The sequence below is a fragment of the Marinactinospora endophytica genome (assembly GCF_054780875.1).
This window is the reverse complement of sequence record NZ_BAAGVM010000004.1, coordinates 281,243-307,294: the sequence shown is the minus strand read 5'-3', so window position 1 is coordinate 307,294 and position 26,052 is coordinate 281,243. Positions and strand designations below refer to the sequence as shown.

Annotated in this window: 21 protein-coding genes; 13 read left to right on the top strand and 8 right to left on the bottom strand. The window is 71.4% G+C overall.

Going from position 1 to position 26,052, the window contains the following annotated elements; translation table 11 throughout:
* Window positions 1-26 precede the first annotated feature (26 nt).
* Genes ACYVHU_RS10085 through ACYVHU_RS10075 form a run of 3 tightly spaced genes read right to left on the bottom strand, consistent with a single transcriptional unit; the run spans window position 27 to window position 3,156 of the window.
* Window positions 27-1,178: a DUF4350 domain-containing protein gene (locus ACYVHU_RS10085; RefSeq protein ID WP_078761720.1), complete on the bottom strand. Its 1,152-nt coding sequence runs from the start codon at window positions 1,176-1,178 to the stop codon at window positions 27-29.
* Between the two features lie 14 nt (window positions 1,179-1,192).
* On the bottom strand, window positions 1,193-1,834 hold the full coding sequence (locus ACYVHU_RS10080) for a DUF4129 domain-containing protein (RefSeq protein WP_235000923.1): 642 nt from the start codon (window positions 1,832-1,834) through the stop codon (window positions 1,193-1,195).
* Entirely contained in the window at window positions 1,831-3,156 is a 1,326-nt protein-coding gene (locus ACYVHU_RS10075; RefSeq protein WP_498948183.1) for a DUF7847 domain-containing protein, read from the bottom strand. The genes ACYVHU_RS10080 and ACYVHU_RS10075 overlap by 4 nt, the downstream gene beginning before the upstream one ends.
* A gap of 458 nt (window positions 3,157-3,614) precedes the next feature.
* Here ACYVHU_RS10075 and mtrA point away from each other — a divergent pair, with 458 nt between their 5' ends.
* From mtrA to hpf, 5 genes are all read left to right on the top strand, one after another.
* Complete coding sequence (gene mtrA / locus ACYVHU_RS10070; protein ID WP_078761600.1) at window positions 3,615-4,292, top strand: MtrAB system response regulator MtrA; 678 nt, start codon at window positions 3,615-3,617, stop codon at window positions 4,290-4,292.
* Window positions 4,293-4,303: 11 nt separating this feature from the next.
* A complete protein-coding gene (mtrB, locus tag ACYVHU_RS10065) occupies window positions 4,304-6,049 on the top strand; it encodes an MtrAB system histidine kinase MtrB (protein WP_078761599.1) in 1,746 nt (581 codons plus the stop codon).
* A complete protein-coding gene (locus ACYVHU_RS10060) occupies window positions 6,046-7,926 on the top strand; it encodes an LpqB family beta-propeller domain-containing protein (RefSeq protein WP_078761598.1) in 1,881 nt (626 codons plus the stop codon). The genes mtrB and ACYVHU_RS10060 overlap by 4 nt, the downstream gene beginning before the upstream one ends.
* 63 nt (window positions 7,927-7,989) lie before the next feature.
* Window positions 7,990-8,670, top strand: a complete 681-nt coding sequence (locus ACYVHU_RS10055) for a ComF family protein (protein WP_078761597.1) — start codon at window positions 7,990-7,992, stop codon at window positions 8,668-8,670.
* A gap of 711 nt (window positions 8,671-9,381) precedes the next feature.
* On the top strand, window positions 9,382-10,056 hold the full coding sequence (hpf, locus tag ACYVHU_RS10050) for a ribosome hibernation-promoting factor, HPF/YfiA family (RefSeq protein WP_078761596.1): 675 nt from the start codon (window positions 9,382-9,384) through the stop codon (window positions 10,054-10,056).
* Between the two features lie 260 nt (window positions 10,057-10,316).
* Here hpf and ACYVHU_RS10045 read toward each other — a convergent pair whose 3' ends face one another.
* Window positions 10,317-10,640, bottom strand: a complete 324-nt coding sequence (locus tag ACYVHU_RS10045; protein ID WP_078761595.1) for a hypothetical protein — start codon at window positions 10,638-10,640, stop codon at window positions 10,317-10,319.
* Between the two features lie 219 nt (window positions 10,641-10,859).
* On the opposite strand from ACYVHU_RS10045, the gene secA reads away from it, so the two are divergent.
* Window positions 10,860-13,766 carry a preprotein translocase subunit SecA gene (gene secA, locus ACYVHU_RS10040; RefSeq protein ID WP_078761594.1) on the top strand — a complete coding sequence of 969 codons (2,907 nt, stop codon included), beginning with the start codon at window positions 10,860-10,862 and terminating at the stop codon, window positions 13,764-13,766.
* Window positions 13,767-14,523: 757 nt separating this feature from the next.
* Here secA and ACYVHU_RS10035 read toward each other — a convergent pair.
* Both ACYVHU_RS10035 and ACYVHU_RS10030 read right to left on the bottom strand, forming a co-directional pair.
* Entirely contained in the window at window positions 14,524-15,870 is a 1,347-nt protein-coding gene (locus tag ACYVHU_RS10035) for a PTS transporter subunit EIIC (RefSeq protein WP_235000921.1), read from the bottom strand.
* 79 nt (window positions 15,871-15,949) lie between these two features.
* Window positions 15,950-16,690, bottom strand: a complete 741-nt coding sequence (locus ACYVHU_RS10030) for a GntR family transcriptional regulator (RefSeq protein WP_078761593.1) — start codon at window positions 16,688-16,690, stop codon at window positions 15,950-15,952.
* A 194-nt stretch (window positions 16,691-16,884) separates the two neighbouring features.
* On the opposite strand from ACYVHU_RS10030, the gene ACYVHU_RS10025 reads away from it, so the two are divergent.
* The 7 genes from ACYVHU_RS10025 to ACYVHU_RS09995 all read left to right on the top strand — a co-directional run bounded on the left by ACYVHU_RS10025 (window position 16,885) and on the right by ACYVHU_RS09995 (window position 23,184).
* Complete coding sequence (locus tag ACYVHU_RS10025) at window positions 16,885-17,928, top strand: SIS domain-containing protein (RefSeq protein WP_078761592.1); 1,044 nt, start codon at window positions 16,885-16,887, stop codon at window positions 17,926-17,928.
* Between the two features lie 90 nt (window positions 17,929-18,018).
* On the top strand, window positions 18,019-18,255 hold the full coding sequence (locus ACYVHU_RS10020) for a PTS sugar transporter subunit IIB (protein ID WP_078761591.1): 237 nt from the start codon (window positions 18,019-18,021) through the stop codon (window positions 18,253-18,255).
* Between the two features lie 55 nt (window positions 18,256-18,310).
* Window positions 18,311-18,757 (top strand): PTS sugar transporter subunit IIA, encoded by a 447-nt coding sequence (locus ACYVHU_RS10015; protein ID WP_078761590.1) that lies wholly within the window; start codon window positions 18,311-18,313, stop codon window positions 18,755-18,757.
* On the top strand, window positions 18,754-19,419 hold the full coding sequence (locus tag ACYVHU_RS10010; RefSeq protein ID WP_235000920.1) for an HAD family hydrolase: 666 nt from the start codon (window positions 18,754-18,756) through the stop codon (window positions 19,417-19,419). Before ACYVHU_RS10015 ends, ACYVHU_RS10010 begins: the two co-directional genes overlap by 4 nt.
* Window positions 19,420-19,447: 28 nt before the next feature.
* Window positions 19,448-19,696 carry an HPr family phosphocarrier protein gene (locus ACYVHU_RS10005; RefSeq protein WP_078761588.1) on the top strand — a complete coding sequence of 83 codons (249 nt, stop codon included), beginning with the start codon at window positions 19,448-19,450 and terminating at the stop codon, window positions 19,694-19,696.
* A 9-nt stretch (window positions 19,697-19,705) separates the two neighbouring features.
* Window positions 19,706-21,388: a phosphoenolpyruvate--protein phosphotransferase gene (ptsP, locus tag ACYVHU_RS10000; protein ID WP_078761587.1), complete on the top strand. Its 1,683-nt coding sequence runs from the start codon at window positions 19,706-19,708 to the stop codon at window positions 21,386-21,388.
* A gap of 122 nt (window positions 21,389-21,510) precedes the next feature.
* Window positions 21,511-23,184 (top strand): glycoside hydrolase family 3 protein, encoded by a 1,674-nt coding sequence (locus ACYVHU_RS09995; RefSeq protein ID WP_498948182.1) that lies wholly within the window; start codon window positions 21,511-21,513, stop codon window positions 23,182-23,184.
* 53 nt (window positions 23,185-23,237) lie between these two features.
* Here ACYVHU_RS09995 and ACYVHU_RS09990 read toward each other — a convergent pair whose 3' ends face one another.
* Together ACYVHU_RS09990 and ACYVHU_RS09985 are read right to left on the bottom strand one after the other, a co-directional pair.
* Window positions 23,238-24,611 (bottom strand): hypothetical protein, encoded by a 1,374-nt coding sequence (locus ACYVHU_RS09990; protein WP_432936852.1) that lies wholly within the window; start codon window positions 24,609-24,611, stop codon window positions 23,238-23,240.
* A gap of 131 nt (window positions 24,612-24,742) precedes the next feature.
* Window positions 24,743-25,942, bottom strand: a complete 1,200-nt coding sequence (locus ACYVHU_RS09985) for an acyl-CoA dehydrogenase family protein (RefSeq protein ID WP_078761584.1) — start codon at window positions 25,940-25,942, stop codon at window positions 24,743-24,745.
* Window positions 25,943-26,052 lie beyond the last annotated feature (110 nt).

The following is a 26,052-nucleotide window of genomic DNA, read 5'->3' as shown; positions in this document are numbered from 1 at the left end:
GGGAGCGGTCCGGGAGCCTGGACCCGTCATCGCAGGGAGCCCTCGATCCTGTCGAGTTCGTCGGCGAGTCGGACCAGTGCGGCGTCGTCGACGGAGTGGGGGTCGCCACCCTCGTCCGCCGGATCGCCGTAGAGCAGGACGAGCAGCCGGTCGGGGGACTCCCCGGTGCGCTCGGCCAGCGCCTCGGCCGTGGCCTGCGGCGTGGAAGCGGCGTTCAACCCCAGGAGCGGCCGCACCCGGTCGAGGAATCCGGCGCGCAGGGCCGCCGCCGCGCGGTCGCGGGCGCGCCGTGCCGCGTACAGGCCGGCGCGTCCCTCCGTCGTCTCCGAGGCGCGCACCACGACGGGGAGCCGTTCGGCGACGAGCGGACCGAGCCGCCGGCCGCGCCACAGGGCGAGCAGCGCCAGCGCGAACGCCAACGGCCACACCGACAGCCTGATCCCCTGGGGGAGCAGCTCCCACAGGGTCGCGTCTCCCTCGGCGACCGGAACGTCGGGGTGGAGCCAGACCACGTCGCGCCCGCCGACCAGGTTGAGCGCGAGCGCGGCGTTGCCCTCGCGGTCGAGGTGGGAGTTGCGCAACGGGGCGCCGGTGCCCAGCACCGTCACCGTGCCCCCGTCACCGGAGGAGCGGACCAGGGCGGCGCCCTCCGGCGCCGGATAGCAGGCCAGGCCCTCCTCGACGGCGTACAGCTCCCCGCCGGCGTCGGCGGGCCCCGCCGCGCGCGCGGCCGGTAGCCCGCATCGGGGCGACAGCGTGCCGGCTTCGACGCGGCCGGACACGGCCACACCGGGGGCCAGCGCCTCCAGCGCCGCGGTGGTCGGCTGGACGAGCAGCCGGTCGCCCGGGGCCGCGGCGAGGCGGTCGAGCTCCTCGGGGAGCAGCCGGTGCGACTGGGTGAGGATCAGCACGGTCCCGGGCCCCAGCGACTCCACGGCCTCGGCGGTGTCGCGCGCGATGGTCACCTCGCCGCCCCGCTCGCGCAGGACCTCGGCGAGGGCCCGCGCGCCTTCGGGAACGGGGGAGTCGGGGTCGAGGTCGCCCTGGGGATAGGGACGGGACCCCAGGGAGAGGACGACGGCGATGACCGTCAACGCGAGGAGGAAGCCGAGCGGGCCGCGGACACGGCGCCACAGGTCGGCGGCGCTCGTCGAGGTCACCGTGGGCGGAGGCGCCATGGGAGGGGCGGCGGTCACCGTGTCACCTCCCGGCCGTGGTGGGGACGGGCCGTTTGGATCCGCTCGTCAAGGTCGCGCAGCACCGCGTAGGAGTCCGCGGTGGCCACGCGCTCACCGTAGCGGACGTCGTTGAAGACGTCGGCGGCGGCGCGCAGGGCGCCGCGCTCGTCGGGGAGCGCCGGGGAGGCTTCGGTGGCCAACTCGGTCGCCGTGCGTCCCGCCCGCGGCAGGACGATCGCCCGGTCCTCCAGCTCGCGGCTGATGGCGCGCAACCGCTCCACGATGGCCTCGGCGTAGGCGCCGGCCTCGGCGTGCCGCTCGGCCAGGGCGCGGTGGCCGGAGGCGCTCAGCGGCGTGTCCTGGTCCACCTGCGCCCCGCGCCGCCGGGCGCGGCGGGCCGGCCGGGTGTGGACGAGGAGGGCGACCAGCAGCACGGCCAGCACGGCGAGCAGCGCCCCGAGCGCCCACCAGCCGCCGGGGACGCTGTCGCCGATGCGGCGGGTGAGCTCCTCGATCCAGTCCATGACCCGGGTGTAGATGATCTCGATGAGGCTGGGCTCGGAGCGCTGGTAGATGTCCTTGGACAGCTCTTCTCGGGCCGCCCGCGCCCCCTCCTCGCGGCTCACCTCGGCGGCGTGCGGGAGAGGGCCGCTCAAGCCGGGGCCCCCGGGTACGGGCCGACCGGGCCCGAGGGGGCGCCGGAGGGGTGGTACCCGCCATCGGTGAGGTACACCTCGGCGCCGGCCTGCTCGCCCGGACGGGTCGCCGAGCGCAGCCGGAGGTCCAGCCCTTCGCGGCGCATCCGCAGGTCGACGTAGAGCAGGGTCACCGCTCCGGCGGTGAAGGGGCTGGTGACGGCACCGGACAGGACCATGCCCAGGTAGTACGAGGCGGAGTCGGCGACCGGCATCCACGCGGCGTCGGGGGCCAGGAAGGTGAGGGCCAGCGAGACGAGCGTGAACGGGGTCGCCAGGAGGTTGGCGACGATCCCCGCGATGAACTGGACGAGCAGGAGGATGCCGAACACCCGCCACCAGCTTCCGCGCGTCAACCGCCAGGAACGCCCGAGCGCGCGGCCCGGGCCGATGCGCTCCAGCACCACCACCGGCATGGCCAGGGCGGTGCGGATGTAGACCCACGCGCCGAGCGCGATCACGGCGGGGATCCCGATGACGGCGGTGACCGCGATCAGCCACGGGTCGACCAGGGCCGACAGGGCGATGACCGTCAGGACCAACGCCAGGACCACCGTCCACAGCAGGGAGAGCAGGAGGAACAGTCCGCCCAGGCCGAGGAGCGCGCCGATCCGGCCCCGGAGGGCGTCGATGGCCCCCTTCAGGGTGACCCGCCGGCCGATCACCGCCAGGCCGATCACCACCGCCAGCAGTCCGTTGAGGATGTAGCCGGCGATGAGGGAGAGGAGCGCCCCGCCGTAGACCCCGATCAGGCTGAAGGAGGAGAACGGGAAGGCGCCGACGTCGGCCGCCGGATCGGCCACGAGGGCGTCGAGGTAGGAGGTGTACTCGTCCATGAACGAGCCGAACCCCACCGCCGGGAGCAGGCTCGCGATGGCCATGACGATGACGGACAGCCCCAGCGTGGCCTTGGGGTTGTGCCGGATGTAACTGAAGGCGCCGTTGAAGATGTCACCGAGCGTCAAGGGGCGCAGCGCGACGACGCCGGGCTTGGGGTCGGGGGGTGGAGGGGACCAGCCCGCCCCGCCGTGGTGGGGCTGCTGCCAACCCGGCCCACCGGGCTGGTGCGGCGGCCACCCCGCGCCGCCCTGGTGCGGGGGCGGCCAGCCGGGGCCGGGTGCCCCCTGCGGGCCGGGCGCGTTGGGCTGCGGGACGGGACCGCCGGGAGCCGCCCAGCCACCGGTGGCGCCACCGGGCGCACCGGAGGGGCCAGGAGCGGACGGGGAGGGGTGGTCGGGTCGGTCTCCAGGGGCCCGCCAAGCCTGACCGTCCTCCTGGGGCATCGGTCCTCCCGTTGGTTCCATCGGCAAGGCCGCAACGCGGCCGTCGGATTACCCACGTTATGTGAGTTCAACCTAGCGTCGGACCCCACCTACCGCACGGAGGGTTCGTTCCATATCGGAACGGCGACGTTGTTCATTCTTTTTGTATGCTTTCGTTATCTAGCGACCGTGCCCTCTGGCAGCCCAAACCCCCGCTTCGCGGGAGTGGCGGACCGGACGGAGGGAACCGGAGGGGGAACCCGCAGGCGCTGTGGGCCCGTGGGAATCCCCCGCCGCTGTGTGTGGTCATCGGGGCAACCCTGCCCGAGGGCAAGGCCGATGATGGCAAGGTTAGGGACGGAAGGTCGCTCCACGGGGGGACCCGGCAGAAGAGATCGAACGTTTTCGCCGTTTGAGTGTCCGGAAAGGAGAAGGCGCTCGCAGGTCCGCCCCGCGGGGCGGAGAGCGCCGGAGAATCGATGAAGGGACGCGTACTGGTCGTCGACGACGACCTCGCTCTCGCCGAGATGTTGGGCATCGTCCTCAGAGGCGAGGGTTTCGAGCCGTCGTTCGTACACGACGGGGACAAGGCCCTGGAGGCTTTCCGGGAGACCAAGCCGGATCTCGTGCTGTTGGACCTCATGCTGCCCGGAACCGAGGGCATCGACGTGTGCCGCCAGATCCGCGCCGAATCGGGTGTTCCCATCGTGATGCTCACCGCCAAGAGCGACACGGTGGACGTCGTGCTCGGCCTGGAGTCCGGCGCCGACGACTACATCGTCAAACCGTTCAAGCCCAAGGAGCTCGTGGCGCGTATCCGCGTCCGGCTGCGCCGCACCGAGGAGCCGGCTCCCGAGGTGCTCCAGATCGGTGACATCACGATCGACGTCGCCGGCCACTCCGTGCGCCGCGACGGCCAGCCCATCAGCCTCACCCCGCTGGAGTTCGACCTGCTGGTCGCCCTCGCGCGCAAGCCCCGCCAGGTCTTCACCCGCGAGGTTCTGCTGGAGCAGGTGTGGGGCTACCGCCACGCGGCCGACACCCGCCTGGTGAACGTCCACGTCCAGCGGCTGCGCGCCAAGATCGAGAAGGACCCCGAACACCCCGAGGTCGTCGTTACCGTCCGCGGCGTCGGCTACAAGGCCGGCGGCGCCTGACGGAAGGTCCTGTGACGGCCTCGGCATCGGTCACCCCAGGTGGCGCGAACGCGGCGTACCCGCCAGAGGGCGAGGACGCCGCGCTCTCGCGTTGGCAACGCCTCGCCGGACTGCTGAGCCGGTGCTACCTGGCGGCCCAGCGGGCCGCGCGTGCCCTGGTGAGCGGGGTCCACACCCGCTGGCGGCGGTCCCTGCAACTCCGGGTGGTCACCACCACCCTGGCGATCTCCGGGCTGGTCACCGCGGTTCTCGGCTTCTTCCTCATGCAGCAGGTCCAGGCGGGCCTGCTCGACGCCAAGCAGGACGCCGCCCTGCACGACCATCGCGCGGGGCTCACCTACGCCCTCAGCGTGCTCCAGGACAGCGCCGAGTCCGACCGCGACCGGCAGCTCGACCGGATCACCGAGGACCTGGGCGCGCGCAGCGGTTCCACCGGCCTCTACGAGGTCATCATCCTTCCCTCGGTCGGCGGCATGACCGGCCGCGCCAGCGGCGACGTCTCCGAGGCGAGCGTGCCCGAGCGGATGCGCGAGGAGGTCCGCAACAGCACCGAGCTGGAGAAGCAGTTCTACGGCTACACCGAGATCATCCGGGGCAACGGCACCGAGCCCGGGCTCGTCGTCGGCTCACAGCTGTCCAGCGCCTTCGAGCTGTACTACCTCTTCCCGCTCGACCACGAGCAGGAGATGCTCGACCTCGTGCAGGGGACGCTGCTGCTCGTCGTCTCGGCGCTCATCCTGCTCCTCGCCGCCATCGCCTACGTGGTCACCCGCCAGGTGGTCATCCCGGTACGCCAGGCGGCGAGTTCGGCGGAGCGGCTGTCCTCGGGCGACCTCACCGAGCGGATGAAGGTCCAGGGCGAGGACGACCTCGCCCGGTTGGCGGTGTCGTTCAACGACATGGCCGGCAACCTCCAGGAGAAGATCCTCGAACTCGAGGAGCTCTCCCAGGTCCAGCGCCAGTTCGTCTCCGACGTCTCCCACGAGCTGCGTACCCCGCTGACCACGATCCGCATGGCCGGCGACCTGCTCTACGACGACCGCGACGAACTCGATCCGACCATGCGCAGGTCGGTGGAGCTGTTGCAGAGCCAGCTCGAACGCTTCGAGGAGCTGCTCGCCGACCTGCTGGAGATCAGCCGGCACGACGCCGGGGCGGCGACGCTGGCCGTCGAGGCCGGCGACATCCGCGACGCCGTCCTGCGGGCGGTGGGCGACGCCGAACAGCTCGCGGAGCGCCGCGGGATCAAGGTGGTGCTGCGCCTGCCGGCCGAGCCGTGTGTCGCGGAGTTCGACGTGCGCCGCATCAACCGGATCCTGCGCAACCTCATCGTCAACGCCATCGAGCACAGCGAGGGCAAGGACGTCATCGTCACCGCCGCGGGCGACCGCGACGCGGTCGCCGTCGCGGTACGCGACTTCGGGGTCGGCCTGAAGGAGGGCGAGGAGCACCTGTGCTTCGACCGCTTCTGGCGCGCCGACCCGGCCCGCGCCCGCACCACCGGGGGCACCGGTCTGGGACTGTCCATCGCCAAGGAGGACGCGCTGCTGCACGGGGGGTGGCTCCAGGCGTGGGGGATGCCGGGCAAGGGGGCCCAGTTCCGGTTGTCGCTGCCGCGCAAGGCCGGCGCGGAACTGCGCGGTTCGCCCCTGCCCCTGGCTCCGCCGGAGATGGCCATCGGCCGCGGGCGCGTGTTGCCGGCGGCGCAGACCGAACTCGACTCCTCGTGGTCGGGGGGACTGGGGGATACGCCGTGACGGGACGGACGATGCGCCTGGGGGCCGCCGCCGGGGCCGCCTGCCTGGCCGCCGCGCTCTCCGGGTGCGCCACCGTGCCCACCAGTGGGCCGATCGTCGAGGGCGCGGGGCGGGGCAACGCCGCCGGACAGGACGGCACCTACGTGCGCCAGATCCCCGCCGGGCCGCAGCGCGGCGTCGACGAGGCCGCGCTGGTCAAGGGCTTCCTCAAGGACATGGGCAGCGTCGAGGACGACTACCGCGCGCCCCGGATGTACATGACGCCGGAGAAGCAGGCGACATGGCGGCCGGACGGGACCGTGCTCGTCTACGGCGAGATCGACGCGGTCGGCCTCGACGTGGCGACCGCCGAGGGCGGGGAGACCGCGACGGTGCGCATGCGCACCGAGCAGGTCGCCACCATCGAGGCGAGCGGCCAGTACGTTCCGGCCACATCCGGCCAGGTCATCGACGTCACCTTCGATTTGGTGAAGGTCGAGGGCGAGTGGCGTATCGCCGAGCTGCCGCAGGAGCTCGTGCTCAGCCGCCGCGACGTCGACCGGGTCTACCGTCCCCTCAACCTCTACTTCTTCAACCGCGACATGGGCACGCTGGTGCCCGATCCGGTCCTCCTCCCGGTGCAGTCCACCACCGACCTGCCCGACCAGCTCTCCCGCCTGTTGGCCCGCATGCTGGTCAGTGGGCCGACGGAGTGGCTGCAGCCGGCCGTGCGCTCCGCCTTCCCGCCCGGCACCAACGCCGCGGTCGCCTACGACACCGGTCACCTCACCGTGGAGCTGACCACCGGCGAGTCCGAGTACATCGGTTCCGAGCAGCGTGTCGGTATGGCGGCCCAGCTCGTCTGGACGCTCAAACAGCTCCCCGAGGTCCAGGAGCTGACGCTGCGCCTCGACGGGGAGGAGATCGAGGTTCCGGGCTCGCAGGACGAGGGCCTGCAGATCGGCGGCGACTACTGGAACTCCGTCAACCCCTCGGGGGTGAACGGGGCGCTGCGCTCCTACTTCGTCCGTGACGGCCAACTGTGGTCGCTGGACTCCTCCCAGCAGGAGGCCCGGGTCGAGGGAGCCGCGGGCGTGGGCGGCACCCCGCTGGAGCAGCACGCCGTGTCGTTGGACGAGCGATGGGTCGCCGGCATCACGGCCGGGCACCACAGGGTGGTGACCACCGAGATGGTCGACGGCTCCGAGTACGCCATTGTCCTCGACGGCGGCGACTACACGGCCCTGTCGTGGGACGGCTACGGCAACCTGTGGGCGGTCGAGGACATCTCCTCCGGTGGCGACGTCGCCGAACGCGCCGACGCCGAGGACGTCGACGACGACACCGAGCCCGGCGACACGCCCAGGACGGAGCCGTCCCCACGGGAACCCAAGAGCCCGGGGACCCGTCTGTGGATGCTGCCCGGTGGGTCCGACCCCGTGCAGGTGAACGCGCCCGAGCTGGCCGGACGCACGGTGACCCAGTTGCGCGCCTCGCGCGACGGCACCCGCGTCGCGGTCCTCGTGGGCGAGGGTGACGGCACTCGGCTCCTCGTCGGCCGGGTGGTCCACGCCGACGGCGGCGTCGCGCTGGAACACCTCATCCCCCTGGCCATGGATCTCGACCACGTCTCCGACATCGCCTGGCGCGGTGCCGACCAGCTCGCGGTGCTCGGCCGCAAGGAGCGCGGAGCGCTCCAGGCCTACCTGGTCTCGCTCGACGGCAGTACCGAGTCCACCAGCGCCGGTGCCGCGGCGGGGTCGGACATGAAGACGATCGCCGCCGCGCCCGGGCAGCCCCTGCTGGCGGGGGTCGAGGACGACTACCTGTCCATGACCAACGACCGCTTGATGTGGCAGCGCGTCACCGACGGGGCCAATCCGGTCTATCCCGGCTGAGCTTGTCCACAGGCCGTGGATCGCGCTGGCGGGGACGTTTCGCCGGCGGTCAGGCTGGGAGGCATGACAGACGTGTCGTTCCTCCCCGCCGGCGGCCTGGCCGCCCTTGTCGACCTGGTCCTGCCGCGACGGTGCGCGGGCTGCCGCGTCCCCGGCACGCGGCTGTGCCCGTCCTGCTCCGGTGTGCTGCGACGTCCACCCCGCCCCTGCCGCCCGCGCCCCCGCTGCCCGCTGGTGTGGTCCTGCGGGTTCTACTCCGGTCCCCACCGCGACCTCCTGCTCGCGTTCAAGAACGGGGGACGCAGGTCCCTCGCCGGACCCCTGGGGGACACGCTGGCCCGGGCGGTCGCCGAGGCCGCGCGCGGTCACGGCCGTGTCCTCCTGGTGCCCGTTCCCTCCCGTGGCTCCGCTCTGCGCCACAGGGGGTATGACCCCGTTCGGCTGCTGGCCGGAGCGGCCGCGGCCGGGACCGGCCGCCATCCGCCGCGGATCCGGGTCGTCGCCGGCCTGCACCATGTCCGCCGCGTCGCCGATCAGGTCGGGCTCACCGCCACCCAGCGCGGGGCCAACCTGGCGGGCGCACTTGCGGTCCGGCCGAACGCGATGCCCCTCCTGCGCGGCGCTCCCGTCCTCATCGTGGACGATGTGCTCACCACCGGGGCCACCATCGCCGAGGCCGCGCGGGCGCTCCGCGCCGCGCGCTGCACCGTGCAGGGGGCCGTTGTGCTGTGCGAACGGGGGTAGTCTCGGTAGGGCCGGAGGTGGCCCCTGAAACTCGGATCGTCAGGAACTCTTTACCCGACGATCCGGTTCCTTCCTCTTTCGGCGTCTGTAGGGAACATCGAGCCCGGGAAAAGTAGATTCAGGACCAACAGCACCTGACATCTGGCTGTTCACGGGCTAGCGTTCCAGACATGGCACCCGTCCGGGTCCGTGGTTGCGCCGTAGCCGGCGTCCTCCGAGTGGGGACGTCGATTCGGCAAGCCGATGCCAGCCGCAGGCGAAACGGCCCACGTAAGGCGACTTTTCGTCGACCGATCACGGTGCGGCTTAGAGGTAAGCCCTGCCTCGCCGGAGGTCCCGATGTCCTCCGGGTCAGGGAGAAGGGCAGTAGTGGCACACAAGCGCCGCGAGACCCTCAGCAGGCGGATGTGGGGACGAAGACCAGGTCGGCCGGACGGGTGACATATTCCTTCCACGTATCGTGCCCCGGGTCGGTCCCTCCCGACTCCCTCCTCTCCCGCGACGCCGTTGTGGCGCGCGTTCTCTCCCGGGCCCGACGATCGTTCCCGTTTCCGGTGAGTTCCAGCGATCTCCCGGGTATACGGCTCCCACTGGAGCCGTCATGGGACGGCGTGGACCCAGGAAGGAGGTCCCTCGGGCCTGCGACCACGACGCGGGCACACGATACGAAGCCGGGCTATCAGCCGGTAGCCAAGCGACGAAGGGGGTCTTGTGGACATCATCGTCAAGGGTCGGCGCACAGGGGTCAGTGACAAGTTCCGACAGCACGTCGAGAACAAGCTGAACAGGCTCTCCAAGTGGGAGCACAAGGGGATGAGCGTCGATGTGGAGGTGTCCAAGGAGCGCAACCCGAAACTGGCGGACCAGCGCGAGCGGGTTGAGCTGACCATCCACTCCAGTGGTCCGGTGGTCCGCGGCGAGGCCGCGGCAGACGACCGCTATTCGGCGCTCGATCTGGCTCTCGACCGGATCGAATCGCGGCTGCGCAAGGCAGCCGACCGTCGCAAGGTGCACAAGGGCGGACGTACGCCCGTCTCGGTGGCCGCGGCGACCGCCTCCCTCGGCGACGCCCAGGCCGCGCCCCTGGGGGCCGTCGCGACGCCACCCGCTCCCACAGCCCCGATGGACGACGAGGAGATCGACGGCGCCGCCGTCGACGAGGCGTTCGCCGACGAGGTCGTCGAGCTCGACACCCAGGGGGACGCGCCGGTGATCGTTCGCGAGAAGTTCCACTACGCGAAACCCATGACCATCGACCAGGCCCTCATGGAGATGGAGCTGGTCGGCCACGATTTCTACCTGTTCCGCGACGAGGAGCGTGACGCTCCCAGCGTGGTCTACCGCCGGAAGGGCTTCAACTACGGGGTACTGCGCCTCATGGAGTAGGGCGGAGCCCGGCCGAACGACGGCGTGCCGTGTCCGGTTCTCCGGGCACGGCACGCCCGCGGGGACGGGGGCGTCCGCTCTCGTCGGCCGCGGCTCTTCGCAGGAGGATGCCGGATCGGCGGGTTCGAGGTCGCGCCGGGCCCCACCCCGGCGCGGGGGAGAAGGGCCGCCCGGTCGCGAACGGGAGTTCCCACCCGTCGCGCGCCCGCGGGACCCCTCCGTCGACCAGGCCGGACCGGTCGACGGTCGGGGAACGTCGGCTACTTGCCCTGCTTGATCCGGTGCAGGGGCGTCGAGTGCGGTTCCTCGGGCTCATAGCGAGGCTCGTCGAGCACCACGTCGGTGAAGATGTCGGTGACCAGGCACAGCACGCCGCCGACCACCATCAGCGCCACCCCGATCCCCAGCAGCCACCACGCGGGGCCGAGCGTCAGCGACACCGCGATCAACACGAAGGCGACGAGGATGACGGCGACCGCGATCCAGGACCGTCCCCGGCCCCGGTGGCTGTTGGTCGGGGCGAAGGCGCCGCCCTCGGCCTGTGAGCCTCTGATGAAACGAGTGTCGCGGGTGTTCTCGGCCATCGGCGCACCTCCGGTATAGCCCCTGGCTCGTCCACAACCTTCACATTCGGCCATAACCCAGGCGCGAACTGGCTAAACGCCGTGAACTCAATGTCGATCCCGTCGCGATACCCGCTCAGCGTCATCAAGGCAATAGGCTCACCTACGATGGAACGCTGGGGGTAAAGGATCCGTCCCGCCTCCGGATGCGGGTCACGATCTGTGAGGAGCGCATAGGAAGTGCCAGGCATACTCGACAAGGTCCTGCGCGCGGGCGAAGGAAAGGTCCTGCGCAAGCTGAAGAAGCTCAAGGACCAGATCAACTCGATCGAGGATGACTTCGTCGATCTGAGCGACGCCGAACTTCGCGAACTCACCGACGAGTACAAGCAGCGCCACCAGGACGGTGAATCCCTCGACGACCTGCTCCCGGAGGCCTTCGCCACCGTCCGGGAGGCGGCCAAACGCACTCTGGGACAGCGTCACTTCGACGTCCAGCTCATGGGCGGCGCGGCACTGCACCTCGGCAACATCGCCGAGATGAAGACCGGTGAGGGCAAGACCCTCACCGCGACACTCGCGGTCTACCTCAACGCCCTCGCCGGCAAGGGCGTCCACGTCGTCACGGTCAACGACTACCTGGCCCGCCGTGACGCCGAGAACATGGGACGCATCTACCAGTTCCTCGGGCTCGAGGTCGGCGTCATCGTCCCCGACATGTCCTCCGAAGACCGCCGCAAGGCCTACGCCGCCGACATCACCTACGGCACCAACAACGAGTTCGGCTTCGACTACCTGCGCGACAACATGGCCCTGTCCATCAAGGACTGCGTGCAGCGCGGGCACTACTTCGCCATCGTCGACGAGGTCGACTCCATCCTCATCGACGAGGCGCGCACGCCGCTGATCATCAGCGGTCCGGCCGAGCAGAACTCCCGCTGGTACGCCGAGTTCGCCAAGATCGCGCCGCGGCTGCGTCGTGACGTCGACTACGAGGTCGACGAGAAGAAGCGCACCGTCGGCATCACCGAGTCGGGCGTGGAGAAGGTCGAGGACTGGCTCGGCATCGAGAACCTCTACGAGTCCGTCAACACCCCTCTGATCAGCTTCCTCAACAACTCCCTCAAGGCCAAGGAGCTCTACCGGCGCGACAAGGAGTACATCGTCAAGGACGGCGAGGTGCTCATCGTCGACGAGTTCACCGGACGTGTCCTGCGCGGCCGCCGCTACAACGAGGGCATGCACCAGGCCATCGAGGCCAAGGAGAAGGTGCGGATCAAGGACGAGAACCAGACCCTCGCCAAGGTCACGCTCCAGAACTACTTCCGCCTCTATGAGAAGCTGGCCGGCATGACCGGTACCGCCTCCACCGAGGCGGCCGAGTTCAACCAGACCTACAACATCGGCGTGGTCCCGATCCCCACGAACAAGCCGATGGTCCGCGTGGACGAGCGCGACGTCGTCTACAAGACCGAGGAGGCGAAGTTCGCCGCGGTCGTCGACGACATCGCCGAGCGCTACGAGGTGGGCCAGCCCGTCCTGGTCGGTACGACCAGCGTCGAGAAGTCCGAGCTGCTGTCGAGGATGCTCAAGCAGCGTGGTATCGCCCACGAGGTCCTCAACGCGAAGAACCACGCGCGTGAGGCCGCGATCGTGGCGCGGGCCGGCAAGCTGAAGGCGGTCACGGTCGCCACCAACATGGCGGGCCGCGGCACCGACATCATGCTCGGCGGCAACCCCGACTTCATCGCCGACGAGGAGCTCCAGGCGCGCGGCCTGTCCCCGCTGGAGACCCCCGAGGAGTACGAGGCGGCCTGGCCCGAGGCGCTGGAGAAGGCCCGGCAGGAGGTCGAGAGCGAACACGAGGCGGTCGTCGAGGCCGGTGGTCTCTACGTGCTGGGCACCGAGCGCCACGAGTCCCGCCGCATCGACAACCAGCTGCGTGGCCGTTCCGGCCGTCAGGGCGACCCCGGCAAGTCGCGGTTCTACCTGTCCCTGCGTGACGACCTGATGCGGCTGTTCAACAGCGCCCGGGTCGAGATCATCATGGAGCGGCTGAACATCCCCGACGACCAGCCCATCGAGTCGGGTGTCGTCAGCAAGGCCATCCAGTCCGCGCAGGGCCAGGTCGAGCAGCAGAACTTCGAGATCCGCAAGAACGTCTTGAAGTACGACGAGGTCCTCAACCGCCAGCGCAAGGTGGTCTACGCCGAGCGTCGCAAGGTCCTCGAGGGCGCCGACCTGCGTGAGCAGGTCCAGTCGATGATCGACGACGTCCTGGAGTCCTACGTCCGGATCGCCACGGCCGAGGGCGAGCCCGATGACTGGGATCTCGACAAGCTGTGGAAGGCGTTCAAGCAGGTCTACCCGATCGGCTTCACCGTTGACGAGCTGATCGAGGAGAACGGCGGCGAGGTCAGCGCGCTGACCCCCGACCTCATCCTGCACCGGGTGCAGGAGGACGCCCACGAGGCCTACGAGCGCCGCGAACAGGAGCTCGGGACCGAGGCCATGCGCGAGGTCGAGCGCCGCGTCATCCTCCAGGTCATGGACCGCAAGTGGCGTGAGCACCTGTACGAGATGGACTACCTCCAGGAGGGCATCGGCCTGCGCGCCATGGCCCAGCGCAACCCGCTGATCGAGTTCCAGCGGGAGGGCTACGACATGTTCCAGGAGATGCTGGAGGGCATCAAGGAGGAGTCGGTCGGCTTCCTGTTCAACCTCGAGGTCCAGGTGCGCAACCGCCCCGAGGTGCAGGTCACCCCCGCCAGCGCCGCCGCGGTGGCCACCGCGGGCGCCGCCGTCGTCACCAAGGAGGAGGAGGCGCCGGCCGCCGAGGAGGCGCAGCGTCCGGCCGAACCCGAGGAGACGCCGGTCGCGGCGGCCGCGACGGACACGGACGAGGCGGCCGAGGCGGCCCCGGAGAAGGGCGAGGAGGAGGCGGCTCCCGAGGTCGTCGTCCCGGGCTTCGGCGCCGACCGTCCCAGCCAGCTGCGCTACACCGCGCCGAGCGAGGGGGGCGGTGTCGAGGAGCACAGCGAGTCCACCGGTGACTCCTACGCCGGTACCTCGCGCAACGCTCCTTGCCCCTGCGGTTCGGGCAAGAAGTTCAAGAAGTGCCACGGCGATCCCAAGAACAGGGTCTGAGCGCGGCACGCACGACGGGGGCGCCTCGGGACCGTCAGGTCCCGGGGCGCCCCCGTCGTCTCTTCGCCCGTCTTCCCTCCGGCCCGCTTCCGTGGGGGCCTGCCGGACGGCCGTGGGCGCAGGCTCCCCGGCCGCGCGTGAGGCGTTGACGAGGATGTGCCGATAGGGGCGCCGCTCGGCCGAACCGGTCCGCACCGTCCGGTGCCCGATGCCCGACGTGGCGGAGAGGAGCGCCCCGGTGACGGTTGGGGCGCCCACCGTGGGCGGTCAGGCACCGCGCCGAGGGGCCAGAGAGGGGACCCCGGCTGCGCGCCGCCGCGCTTCTGACCCCGGGTGTCCCGGGCGCCTTGGAAGCCGTCCTGGCCGATGTGGCGGCCGAGCGCTATGCCCAGCAGGGTCTGTGGGGTGTTCGGCATGGTCTGGAGGGCAGTGCTGGTGCCGTCGCTCCGGTGCTGGCTACCATGCGCGGTCCTCGGCCGGGACCCCACCACCTGGGCGGGTCTGCTCGCCGTGGAGACGGCGGAGGCGCTCGCCGAACGCGATCCGCGTGCTGCGCGCCGAGCTTGTCCAGGTCGCCGCCGTCGCGGTGCGGTGGGTTCAGTCCCTGGACTCTCGAACGGGCTGCCGCCCGGCGGGATGATCCGTCGAGGGAGGCACGCGGTGCCCGGTGCGCCGGGATTTCCGGTCCCGCGCGGGGGACCGGGAAAGCGGACGGGGCCCGGCCGGATCGGCCGGGCCCCGTGCCATGGGCAGGAGGCTAGGGTGTGTCGGTCTTCGTCTCCTTCGTGTCGCCGCCCGTCTCGGACGGGACGTCGGCCGTGACCTTCTCCTGCTCCGGCTCCCGGCCCGGTGTGGGCAGGTTCAGCTTGGTGATCGCGAAGTAGAAGACCACGTAGTAGAGGGCGAAGTACACCAGGCCGAGGAGCAGGATCAGTCCCAGCCCCGTGGTGTTGTCCTTGGTCGCGTTGAGCAGCAGGTCGATCAGGCCGGCGGAGAACCCGAACCCCAGGTGCGCGTCCAGGGCGTTGAGCACCGCCATCGAGATGCCGGTCAGCACGATGTGGAGCACGAACAGCACGGGCGCGATGAAGATGAACGCGTACTCGATCGGTTCGGTGATGCCGGTGACGAAGGCGGTCAGCGCGGCCGAGATCATGATGCCGCCGACCGCGGCGCGCTGGCCGGGGCGCGCGGCCCGCCACATCGCCAGCGCGGCGGCGGGAAGGCCGAACATCAGCACGGGGAAGAAGCCGGACAGGAAGCCGCCCGCGGTGGGGTCGCCGGCCAGGTAGCGGTTGATCTCGCCGTGCACGACCCCGTCGGGGCCCTCGAAGGAGCCGAACACGAACCAGACGACGGAGTTGACGATGTGGTGCAGGCCGAACGGCAGGAGCAGGCGGTTGACCATGCCGTAGACACCGGCCCCGACAGCCCCGGAACCGATGATCCACTCGCCCAGCCCGTTGATCCAGCCGCCGATGGTCGGCCACAGGAACCCGAACACGACACCCAGGAGCAGGGCGGTCACCGCGGTGATGATCGGGACGAAGCGCCGGCCACCGAAGAAGCCGAGCCAGGTCGGCAGTTTGATCCGGTAGAAGCGCTGCCACAGCAACGCGGCGACGATGCCGATGAGGATGCCGCCGAGCACGTCGGTGGGGTTCTTGGCACCCCAGTTCACCGCGGTCGTCCCGTCGGCGAGTTCCAGGGTGACGCGGGCGCCGATCTCGCCGCCGGCGTTGAAGAACATCAGCTTGGTGACCCGGTCGAAGACCAGGTAGCCGACGAGGGCCGCCAGGGCGGTGGAGCCGTCGGCCTTCTTCGCGAACCCGATCGCGACGCCGATCGCGAACAGCAGGGGCATGCTCTCGAACAGGGCGTTACCCGCCTGGCCGATGACCTCGGAGGTGCTCTCCAGCCCTGGGATGGCGCCGAGCAGGTCGGGCTGCCCCAGCCGGAGCAGGATCGCCGCTGCCGGCAGCACCGCGATCGGCATCATCAGGCTGCGGCCGATCCGTTGCAGGATCGCCAGCGCACTCGACGTCTTCTTCGTCTTCTCCGGAGCGGCGGAGGACCCGCCGGCCGCGGTGGATGAGGAGCTCACCGCTGTGCCTCCCGTGTAGGTGCCGTTGAGCCGTGGCTCGAAAACGGGGTGGATGGGTGCAGGGTCCCCGGGACGGGGACTAGGCGGATCCGCTGCGGCGCGGGTCCAGCGTGGAGTGGAGCTGGTAGCGATCGGCCCGGTAGGTCGAGATCGCCAGCTCCACGCAGCGGCCGTTGGCGAAGCTACGCCGCTGCATGAGAAGGACGGCGCTGCCCGGGGGCAGGCCGAGGAGCCGGGCGTCGGTCGGATCGCAGATCCCCGCCTCGATGGTCTGCTCACCGGAGTCGAGCAGGATCCCGTACTCCTCCTCCAGGAGCTGGTAGAGGGAGCGGCCGGCGAGCGACCGCTCGTCCAGGCCGGGGACGAGGGAGAGCGGGATGTTGGAGCGTTCCAGCGCCATGGGCTCGCCGTCGGCGGTGCGCAGACGCTCGATGTGGTGGATGGGCGATCCGGGTTCGATGTCCAGCATGCGGGCCAGGTGTCCGCTGGCCGGGTCGATCCGGCGGGCGAGGTCCTGGGAGTCGGGGGTGAAGCCCCGCGCGCGCATGTCCTCGGTGAAGGAGGTCAGGGCGAGGGACATCTCGATCTTGGGGCGCGCGACGAAGGTCCCCTTGCCGGGGACGCGGTAGAGCTTGCCCTCGGCGACGAGGTGGTCGATGGTCTGGCGCACGGTCATGCGGGACAGGCCGTAGAGGGCGCCGAGTTCACGTTCCGAGGGGATGGCGTCGTCCACTCCGAGCCCGGTCTCCTCGATCCAGTCGAGCAGGATCTCGCGAAGCTGTGAGTACTTCGGGATGGGGCTGGTGGGGTCGATCGCCATGCTGGTGCCTGTTCGGTTGCGTAACGGTCGGATATGGTGCGTACTGGTATAGGCCGGACTAGACCACAGTAAACAATGCTGTGTCAATAATTGGTGTCGGCACACCGTTTAACACTTTGACAACGCGGTGTCCCCCCTGCTCGGGGCGGATACGGCCTCCGGCCGAGCAGAGGCGAGCGATGGGAAGAGACCTGATGACAACGACGACCAGCGTCATGCGTTCGGAGATCGCGCAACAGCCCGAGGCGGTGCGTCGGACCCTTGACGCCCTCCTGCCCCTGACGGGAGAGATCGCCGCGCTCGCCCAGCAGACCAGGCAGGTCCTGTTCATCGCGCGTGGCTCCTCCGACAACGCCGCGGTCTACGGCGGCTACCTGATCCAGGCGCACGGAGGGCGTCTGGCGACACTGGCCTCCCCCTCCATCGCCACCACCTACCGCGCGAAGATGGACCTGTCCGGGGTTCTCGCCGTGGCGATCTCGCAGTCGGGCCGTACCGAGGAGATCGTCGACACGATGCGCTGGGCCGCCGACTGCGGCGCCCGGACCATCGGCATCACCAACGGCGCCGGCTCGCCGATGACCGAGATCGCCGACGTCTCCCTGCTCACCCGGGCCGGTGACGAGGTCGCCGTCCCGGCGACCAAGACCTACACCACCCAGCTCGCCGCGCTCGCCGTGCTCGCCCTGGGACTGGGCGCCGACCTCGACGCGGGAGAGCTGCGCGCGGTCCCCGACGAGATCGAGGCGACGCTGGAGGCCTCCGAGGACGCCCTCGACGAGATCGTCGAACGCCTGGTGGGGGTCCAGGGCGCCGTCGTCTCCGGGCGGGGCATGGCCTTCTCCACCGCGTTGGAGGCCGCCCTCAAGCTCAAGGAGGCGTGCTACCTGCACGCGATGGGCCTGTCCTACGCGGACCTGTTGCACGGTCCCATCGCGGTCGTCGACGCCGACACCCCCGCACTGCTCGTCGCCGCGAACAACGGCCCCACCCTCCCGGGCACCGTCGCCCTCGCCCAGCGGGTCGTCTCCGCGGGTGCCCCCGCCTATGGCATCGGCGGCGGCGCCGCGCTCGCCGGGGCCTGCGACCTGGCCGTCCCAGGACCCGACCTGCCGGAATGGCTGGCGCCGATCGGTCTGATCGTCCCCGCCCAGCTCATCACCGAGAAGCTGGCGCGCAGGCTCGGCTATGACCCCGACGCGCCGCGGGGCCTGGGCAAGGTCACCCAGACCTCGTAGCGAGGCCCGTGGTGAGTGGACCTAAGCTCTGCTCACATCCATCGGTTCCGGCGCGGGCCCGGCCCGCGCCCCCGAAGCAGGAGGAGACACATGGCCGACAAGGCAGCGGCGATCGTCGCAGGGCTCGGCGGTGCGGACAACATCAAGGAGATCGAGGCCTGCATCACCCGCCTGCGCACCGAGGTCGCCGACCCGGGCAAGGTCGATGAGGCCGCGCTGAAGGCGACGGGCGCGCACGGCGTGCTCGTGTCCGGCAACGTGGTCCAGGTCGTCGTCGGCCCCGAGGCCGACACGCTCACCGACGACATCAACGACCTGCTCGACTGACCCGCCGACGACGTGGGCGCGGCCCCGGGGCCGCGCCCGTTCAAGGAGGTAGTCCATGCTCTCCGTGCTGTCGCCCGTTTCGGGCACCGCCGTGGGACTGTCCGAGGTACCCGATCCCGTCTTCGCCCAGGGCATGGTCGGCCCAGGCACCGCGATCCTGCCCCGAAACGGGCGGCAGGAGGCGGTCGCGCCGATCGCCGGCAGGGTGGCCAAGCTGCACGCGCACGCCTTCGTCGTCGTGGGCGAGGGTGGTCGGGGGGTCCTCGTCCACCTCGGCATCGACACGGTGAAGCTCAACGGCGAGGGCTTCGAAAGGCTCGTCGACGAGGGCGCCGACGTCGAGGCCGGACAGCCGCTGATCCGCTGGGACCCGGCGGAGGTCGCGGCCAAGGGGATGGCCACGGTCGTCCCGGTGGTCGCGTTGGACGCCGGTCACGATGTGATCTCCCGCGCGGTCGCGGGGGAAGTCGAGAAGGGGAGCCAACTGTTCCAGTGGGCGTGAACGAAACCCTCATCAACGCAGACCTGCCCCGCGCCGCACTGTTCGACCTCGACGGAACGCTGATCAACAGCGAGCCGCGCAGCGTCGCCGTCTGGGCCAAACTCCTCGACGCCCACAACGTCGACTACGACGAGACGACACTGCGCCGTTTCATGGGCCGGCGCGGCAAGGACGTCCTCTCCGAATACCCCGACCTGCTGCCCGGCGTCACGCTGGACGTGCTCATCGACGAGTTGCAGATCTACGGCAGCGCCCCGGACCTCCCCCCGGTGGAGCACCTGCCCGAATCGGTCTCCTTCCTGCGCCGCCTGCACGCCGAGGGGGTGCCCTTCGCCCTGGTCACCTCGGCCGGCCGGGAATGGGCCGAGACCGCCCTCACCCAGCTGGGGGTGCGCGAGTTGTTCAAGGGGCTGGTGACGGCGGGCGACGTCACCGAGGGAAAGCCCGACCCGCAGGGATACCTGCGAGGCGCCGAGATCCTCGGTTACGCGCCCGAGCACATCGTGGTCTTCGAGGACACCCCGGCCGGCATCCAGGCCGGCAGGCGCGCCGGCATGCGGGTCGTCGCCATCACGACGACCCACGCCAGGGAGCTGCTGGACGGCGCGGACCGCATCGTCGACCACCTGACCGAGGTCGACTGGCCTCGGCTCACCCCGTAATTCCGATAGCCGAAGAAGAGGTGGAATCGTGGCAGAGCGCCGCGTGAAGGTCGAATCCGAGGTCGGGTTGCACGCTCGGCCGGCCGCGCTGTTCGTCGGGGCCGCGGCGAAGGCCGGCGGGGACGTGACGGTCGCCAAGGGGGACGGCTCCCCCGTCTCGGCCAAGAGCATCCTCGCGGTGATGAGCCTGGACGTCCGCCACGGCGACGAGATCGTCATCAACGCCGAGAGCGAGGAGCTGCTGGACGAGCTCGCCGCGATCGCGAACGCGGGCTAGGGGGAGACGATGGCCGACACGTTGAGCGGCGTCGGCGTCAGCCCCGGGGTCGGCGCGGGACCCGCGCTGCGCCTGGTGCGGGCGGTTCCCGAGCCGCCGAGCGGCGAACGCCACGACGGCGACGTCGCCGCGGAGGCGGCCCGCGCCGCGGACGCGCTGGAACGGACCGCCGAGGAGCTCGCCGAGCGCGGCGCGCGGGCCGGGGGCGAGGCCGAGGAGGTGCTGTCCGCCCAGGCGCTGATGGCGCGCGATCCCGCGCTCGCCGATGACGTGCGGCGGCGCGTGGAGGAGGGCACGTCGGCGGCACGGGCCGTGTTCGACGCCTTCACGGTCTACCGCGACATGCTCGCGGCTGCGGGAGGGTATCTCGCGGCCCGGGTCGCCGACCTCGACGACGTGCGCGACCGCGCCGTGGCCCGGTTGCTCGGCGTCCCGGTCCCGGGCGTCCCCGAGTCGGCCGAGCCCTTCGTCCTGGTGGCCGACGACCTGGCGCCGGCGGACACGGCCACGCTGGACCCCGGACGGGTGCTGGCGCTGGTGACCGCCGAGGGCGGGCCCACCAGCCACACCGCGATCCTCGCGCGTGCGCTGGGGCTGCCGGCCGTGGTGGCCTGTCCGGGGGCGCGTGCCGTGACCGACGGCACCACGCTGCTGGTCGACGGCGCCGGTGGAACGGTCACCGTCGATCCCGCGCCGGAACTGGTCGAGCGTTCCCGGGAGCGGGCCGCCGCGCGGGCCGCGGCCGTCGCGGCGAGCGTGGGCCCCGGGCGGACCGCCGATGGGCATCCCGTTCCCCTCCTCGCCAACATCGGCGGCCCCAAGGACGTGCCGGCGGCGCTGGAGAACGGGGCCGAGGGGGTCGGGCTGTATCGCACCGAGTTCCTCTTCCTGGACCGGGCGGACGCCCCCGGGCACGAGGAGCAGGTGGCCGCCTACCGCGCCGTGCTGGAGGCGTTCCCGGGCGCGAAGGTCGTCGTGCGCACCCTCGACGCGGGGGCCGACAAGCCGCTGGCCTTCCTGCCGCCGAGCGCGGGAGAGCCCAATCCGGCGCTGGGGGAGCGGGGCGTGCGCATGATGCGGCTGTTCCCCGAGGTGCTGGAGACGCAGCTCGCCGCGCTCGCGGAGGCGGCCCGGGACACCGCGGCCGAACTCCGGGTCATGGCCCCGATGGTGACCGACGAGGCCGACGCGGCGTGGTTCGCCGAGGCGGCGGCCAAGGCCGGCATCGAGGGGGCGGGGGTCATGATCGAGGTGCCCGCCGCCGCGATACGCGCCGCGCACATCGCCGCGACGGCGGGGTTCTTCAGCGTCGGGACCAACGATCTGACCCAGTACACCTGCGCGGCCGATCGCGAGGTCGGCGCGCTCGGCAGATTCCAGGACCCCTGGCAGCCGGCGGTGCTGGACCTGGTGGCGATGGCGGCGCAGGCGGCCGACGCCGCGGGACGCGAGTGCGGGGTGTGCGGCGAGGCCGCCGCCGATCCCGTCCTGGCCTGTGTCCTCACCGGCCTGGGGGTGACCTCGTTGTCGATGGGGGCCGGCGCGCTGCCCGCGGTGCGTGCGGCGCTCTCCCGGGTCACCCTCCAGGAGTGCCGGGCCGCGGCTTCGGCCGCGCGCGCGGCCCGGGACGCGGAGGGCGCGGGCCGGGCGGCCCGGGACCATCTGCCGGGCCTGGCCGAGCTGGGGTTCTAGGGCCGAAGGCGGACGTGTGGGGCGGTGGGCCGGGTACGGCCCACCGCCCCACGGCTTATGGTGGGGACTCAGCGTGAATATCCCATTCCGCACTTTCCCAGCATCCTGTCCGGAAGATCCACATGGCCCTTCGACGTCTCCTCGCGCTGGTCGGCGCGGGTCTCCTGCTGTCCTCGACCGCCTGTGGCGGCGCCTCGGAAGAGGGGGGAGGGAACGACGGATCGAGCTCACCGGGGTCCACGACACCCTCCCCGGACACCGCGGCCAGGGCCGCCGAACTGCTCGCCGACATGAGCCTGGAGGAGAAGGTCGGCCAACTGTTCGTGGCCACCGTCAGCGGAACACGGGCGCAGGACAACGCCGATCTGATCGAGACCTACCACCCCGGGGGACTCATCTACTTCCCCGAGAACCTGTCCGACCCCGAACAGGTCGCCACCCTGTCCAACGGCCTCCAGGACCTCGCCGCCGACAGCGGTGCCGGCATCCCCCTGTTCCTGGGGATCGACCAGGAGCAGGGCATGGTGGCCCGGCTGCCGTTCGGCGCGCGCTTCCCCGACGCGATGGCGATCGGGGCCACCCGGGACCCGCAGGCCGCGGCCACGCTCGCCGGCACCACCGCCGCCGAGCTGTCCGCGCTCGGGATCAACCTCGACTACGCACCGGTCGCCGACGTCAACGTCAACGCGGCCAACCCGGTCATCGGCGTCCGCTCCTTCGGTTCCGACCCCGAGCTGGTGGCGACCATGGTGCCCGCGCAGGCCGAGGCGTTCGAGGAGGCCGGGGTGGTCCCCGTCGTCAAACACTTCCCCGGCCACGGCGACACCGACGTGGACAGCCACACCGGCCTGCCCGTGGTGGACAAGACCCGCGAGGAGTGGGAGCGGGTGGACCTGCCGCCGTTCCGCCAGGCGGTCGAGGCCGGTGTCGACATGATCATGACCGCCCACGTGGTGATGCCGGCCATCGACGGATCCGGTGAGCCCTCCACCCTGTCCCCGGAGGTCATCGACGGGGTCCTGCGCGGTGAGCTGGGCTACGACGGGGTCGTCACCACCGACGCCCTCAACATGGAGGGGGTGCGCCAGACCCACGACGACGGCGAGATCGCCGTCCGCGCGGTGCTGGCCGGCGCCGACCAGCTCCTCATGCCGCCGGACCTCGCCACCGCCCACGCCGCGGTGCTGGCCGCGGTCGAGGAGGGCAGGATCGACCGGGAACGGCTGGACGCGTCGGTGCGGCGGGTCCTGGAGCTCAAGCTGGAGCGCGGCCTGTTCGACGCCGCCCCCGCCGATCCAGACCACGCGCGCGACACGGTCGGGTCGGCGGAGCACCGGCGGGCCGCCCAGGAGGTGGCGGACCGCTCGGTCACCCTGCTGCGCAACGAGGGCGACGTGCTGCCCCTGGCCGAAGGGGCCCGGGTGCACGTGACCGGGGCCGGGGCCCAGGAGATCTCGGCGGCGCTGGAGGAACTCGGCCGTACGGTGACGGGGTCCGCCGGGGAGGCCGACGTCGTCGTGGTCGGCACCCAGGGCGCCCGCGGCGACGCAGAGCAGCAGGCCATGGTGGAATCGGCGGGCTCCTCGGGCACCCCCGTGGTGGTGGTCGCCCAGGGGACCCCCTACGACATCGTCGCCATCGCCGAGCCGGACGGTTACCTCGCCACCTACTCCTCGGTGGAGGTCTCCCGGACGGCCGCCGCCCGGGTGCTGACCGGAGAGGTGAACCCCTCGGGACGGCTGCCCGTGGACATCCCGGGCACCGACCTCGGCCTCGGGGACGGCCTGACGTACTGAGCCGCGACCGCGGGCCGCGCGGGAGTGCGGCCCGCGGTCACCACGCGCGTCGGTCAGTGCGCGTGGTCGTGTTCCTCTTCGTGGGCGTGGTCGTGGCCCTCGCCGGAGTCTGAGGAGTGGTCGTGCCCCTCCTCGTGCGTATGCTCGTGCTCCTCGTGGCCGCCGAGTTCGGCCAGGCCGACGATGGCGAGGTCGCGCGGTGTGAAGTCCAGCGTCATCGCGCGTTCGAGGGCGAGCCCGTCGCCGCCCACCGACACCTCGGCCAGTTCGCGGGTGGTCGGGTTGACGACGTAGGCGTAGTTCTCCCCGGCGACCACGGCGGCGCGCCCGCCGTCCTCGGTCGCGTCGCCCACCTCCCCGGTGGCCCGCGTGGAGTGGGTGATCTCGCCGTTGGCGGGGTCGACGGCGTGCAGGGAGCCGTCGGAGGTGAGAACGAGGCCCTGTTCCCAGAACGGGTCCCAGGCCAGTGTCACGAAGTCGGCGGGCAGGTCGAGCGGGGAGATCTCCTCGGCCGCGGTGTCGATCACCGCCACCTGGCCGTCGGAGTAGGAGCCGAGGACCTGCTCGGCGCCGGGGGCGCCGGCCAGCATGGTGACCCGCGCGTCCTCGCCGCCGCCCTCGGGGGCGTCGATCTTGGTGGCCTCCCACGTCCCGTCGTGGGAGTGGACCTTCAGCACCCCGTCGGAGCAGCCGAACAGCGCGGTCTCGGAGTCGGGGGCGAAGGCGCCGCGCAGGTCGGGACAGTCGTCGAACTCGGCCTCGACGTCGCCGTCCTCGGTGAGGACCTGGACACCGGTCACCTCGCCGGAGGAGTCGGCGCGGCTGGCCACGATGTCGTGTCCGAGGGGGATGGCGACACCCTGGTGGGCCGTGCCGGACGGTGTGGTGGCCTCGGCGGCGAGTTCATCGGGCGCCTCGTCGCCGACGTGGACGAGGGAGACCGACCCGTCGCCGTCGGCGAACACGGCGGCGTGGTCGCCGTGGACAAGGGCGTGTGAGGGCTCGGGGACCTCGATCGCGCCCTCGACCAGGGCGGGTTCGACGTGGTCGGGGTCGGCGTGGTCGCCGTGCGCGGTGTAGCGGATCCCCGCGTCGAGGAGCTGCACGGTGTCGTCGCCGGTCTGGACGAGGAACACCTGTCCGCCGCTGGGGCTCGCGGCGGACAGCAGGGCGGGGCCGGTGGCCTCGACGCTTCCCGCGGTCTCGCCGGAGGCGACGTCGATGACGTGCACCGCGCCGCTGTCGGCGGCGGAGACGACCAGGCGGGGCAGGGCCGCGCCGTGGGACGCCTCGCGCGCCTCCCAGCCGGCCGCGGGCGAGGGGCTGGGGTCGGGTCCGTTGTTCCCTTCGCTCTCCTCGGTTCCGCATGCGCTCGCCAGCATCACCAGGGGGAGAACAAGGGGTGCGGCAAGCGCTGACCTGCGCATGGCACTCCTTCGACAAATGAAAACCGTTTTCGTTCTTATACCATATGTCCTGTTCCGGGGGGTAAGGCGGGAAAGAGCGAGGGCACCCGCGGTCGTCCCGCGAGCGCCCTCGACCGTTCCGACACGGCGGCTCAACCGTGCCGCTTGATCTCCTGCCGGGCGAGGGAGCGCAGGTGCACCTCGTCGGGGCCGTCGAAGATGCGCATGGCGCGCGCGTGCGCGTACATCTCCGCGAGGGGGAAGTCGTCGCTGACCCCCGCTCCACCGTGCACCTGGATGGCGCGGTCCAGTACCTCCACCGCCACGCGCGGTGCCGCCACCTTGATCGCGGAGATCTCGGTCCGGGCCTCCTTGGTGCCGCGGTTATCGATCAGCCAGGCCGTCTTCAGTACGAGGAGGCGGGCCTGCTCGATCGCCAGGCGCGACTCCGCGATCTGCTGTTGCACCACGCCCTGATCGGCCAGAGGGCGTCCGAAGGCGACCCGCTCGCGCGCGCGGCGCACCATCAGTTCCAAGGCGCGCTCGGCCATGCCGATCGCGCGCATGCAGTGGTGGATCCGCCCGGGGCCCAGCCGGGCCTGGGCGATCATGAAGCCGTCCCCCTCGCCGGCCACCAGGTTTGTCGCCGGAACCCGGACGTCGGTGAAGCGCAGTTCGCAGTGGCCCTCCTGGTCCTGATAGCCGAAGACCGGCAGGGCGCGCACGATCTCCAGGCCCGGGGTGTCGCGCGGGACGATGATCATCGACTGCTGGCGGTGCGTCGGGGCATCGGGGTCGGTCTTGCCCATGACGATGAACACGGCACAGCGGGGGTCCGCCGCACCGCTGATCCACCACTTGCGGCCGTTGATCACGTAGTCGTCGCCGTCGCGGGTGATGGAGGTGGAGATGTTGGTGGCGTCGGACGAGGCGACGTCGGGCTCGGTCATCGCGAACGCCGACCGGATGCGCCCCTCCAGCAAGGGGGTCAGCCAGCGTTCCTGCTGCTCGGGGGTGCCGAACATGTGCAGCACCTCCATGTTCCCGGTGTCGGGCGCCGAGCAGTTCAGCGCCTGCGGTGCCAGGAGGGGGGAGCGGCCGGTGAGCTCGGCGAGGGGGGCGTAGTCGGTGACGCTGAGGCCGCTCACGTCGGGGAGGAAGAGGTTCCACAGGCCGCGCCGGCGGGCCTCGGCCTTGAGGTCCTCCATGATCGGCGGAAGGGTGTGGTCGTCGCGGCCGGCCTCGGCCCGCCAGCGGTGGTAGACGGGCTCGGCCGGATAGACGTGCTCGTCCATGAACTCGTGGAGGTTGTCCAGGTAGGCGCGCGCCGTGGAACTGAGTTCGAAGTCCATACCGCCGAGTATGCCACCAGACCGACCGGTCGGTACCGTTGGATGGCGGACGCCGGACGGGGAACCCCGAGGATTCGATCCCCGGCGGCCGGGGAAAACTCATCCCCCGG

What these genes read in the sequence shown, in the direction of transcription:
- ACYVHU_RS10085 (WP_078761720.1), bottom strand. Translation starts at nt 1,178, where the DNA reads ATGGCGCCTCCGCCCACGGTGACCTCGACGAGCGCCGCCGACCTGTGG.
- ACYVHU_RS10075 (WP_498948183.1), bottom strand. Translation starts at nt 3,156, where the DNA reads ATGCCCCAGGAGGACGGTCAGGCTTGGCGGGCCCCTGGAGACCGACCC.
- mtrA (WP_078761600.1), top strand. Translation starts at nt 3,615, where the DNA reads ATGAAGGGACGCGTACTGGTCGTCGACGACGACCTCGCTCTCGCCGAG.
- ACYVHU_RS10055 (WP_078761597.1), top strand. Translation starts at nt 7,990, where the DNA reads ATGACAGACGTGTCGTTCCTCCCCGCCGGCGGCCTGGCCGCCCTTGTC.
- ACYVHU_RS10045 (WP_078761595.1), bottom strand. Translation starts at nt 10,640, where the DNA reads ATGGCCGAGAACACCCGCGACACTCGTTTCATCAGAGGCTCACAGGCC.
- ACYVHU_RS10030 (WP_078761593.1), bottom strand. Translation starts at nt 16,690, where the DNA reads ATGGCGATCGACCCCACCAGCCCCATCCCGAAGTACTCACAGCTTCGC.
- ACYVHU_RS10025 (WP_078761592.1), top strand. Translation starts at nt 16,885, where the DNA reads ATGACAACGACGACCAGCGTCATGCGTTCGGAGATCGCGCAACAGCCC.
- ACYVHU_RS10020 (WP_078761591.1), top strand. Translation starts at nt 18,019, where the DNA reads ATGGCCGACAAGGCAGCGGCGATCGTCGCAGGGCTCGGCGGTGCGGAC.
- ACYVHU_RS10015 (WP_078761590.1), top strand. Translation starts at nt 18,311, where the DNA reads ATGCTCTCCGTGCTGTCGCCCGTTTCGGGCACCGCCGTGGGACTGTCC.
- ptsP (WP_078761587.1), top strand. Translation starts at nt 19,706, where the DNA reads ATGGCCGACACGTTGAGCGGCGTCGGCGTCAGCCCCGGGGTCGGCGCG.
- ACYVHU_RS09995 (WP_498948182.1), top strand. Translation starts at nt 21,511, where the DNA reads ATGGCCCTTCGACGTCTCCTCGCGCTGGTCGGCGCGGGTCTCCTGCTG.
- ACYVHU_RS09990 (WP_432936852.1), bottom strand. Translation starts at nt 24,611, where the DNA reads ATGCGCAGGTCAGCGCTTGCCGCACCCCTTGTTCTCCCCCTGGTGATG.
- ACYVHU_RS09985 (WP_078761584.1), bottom strand. Translation starts at nt 25,942, where the DNA reads ATGGACTTCGAACTCAGTTCCACGGCGCGCGCCTACCTGGACAACCTC.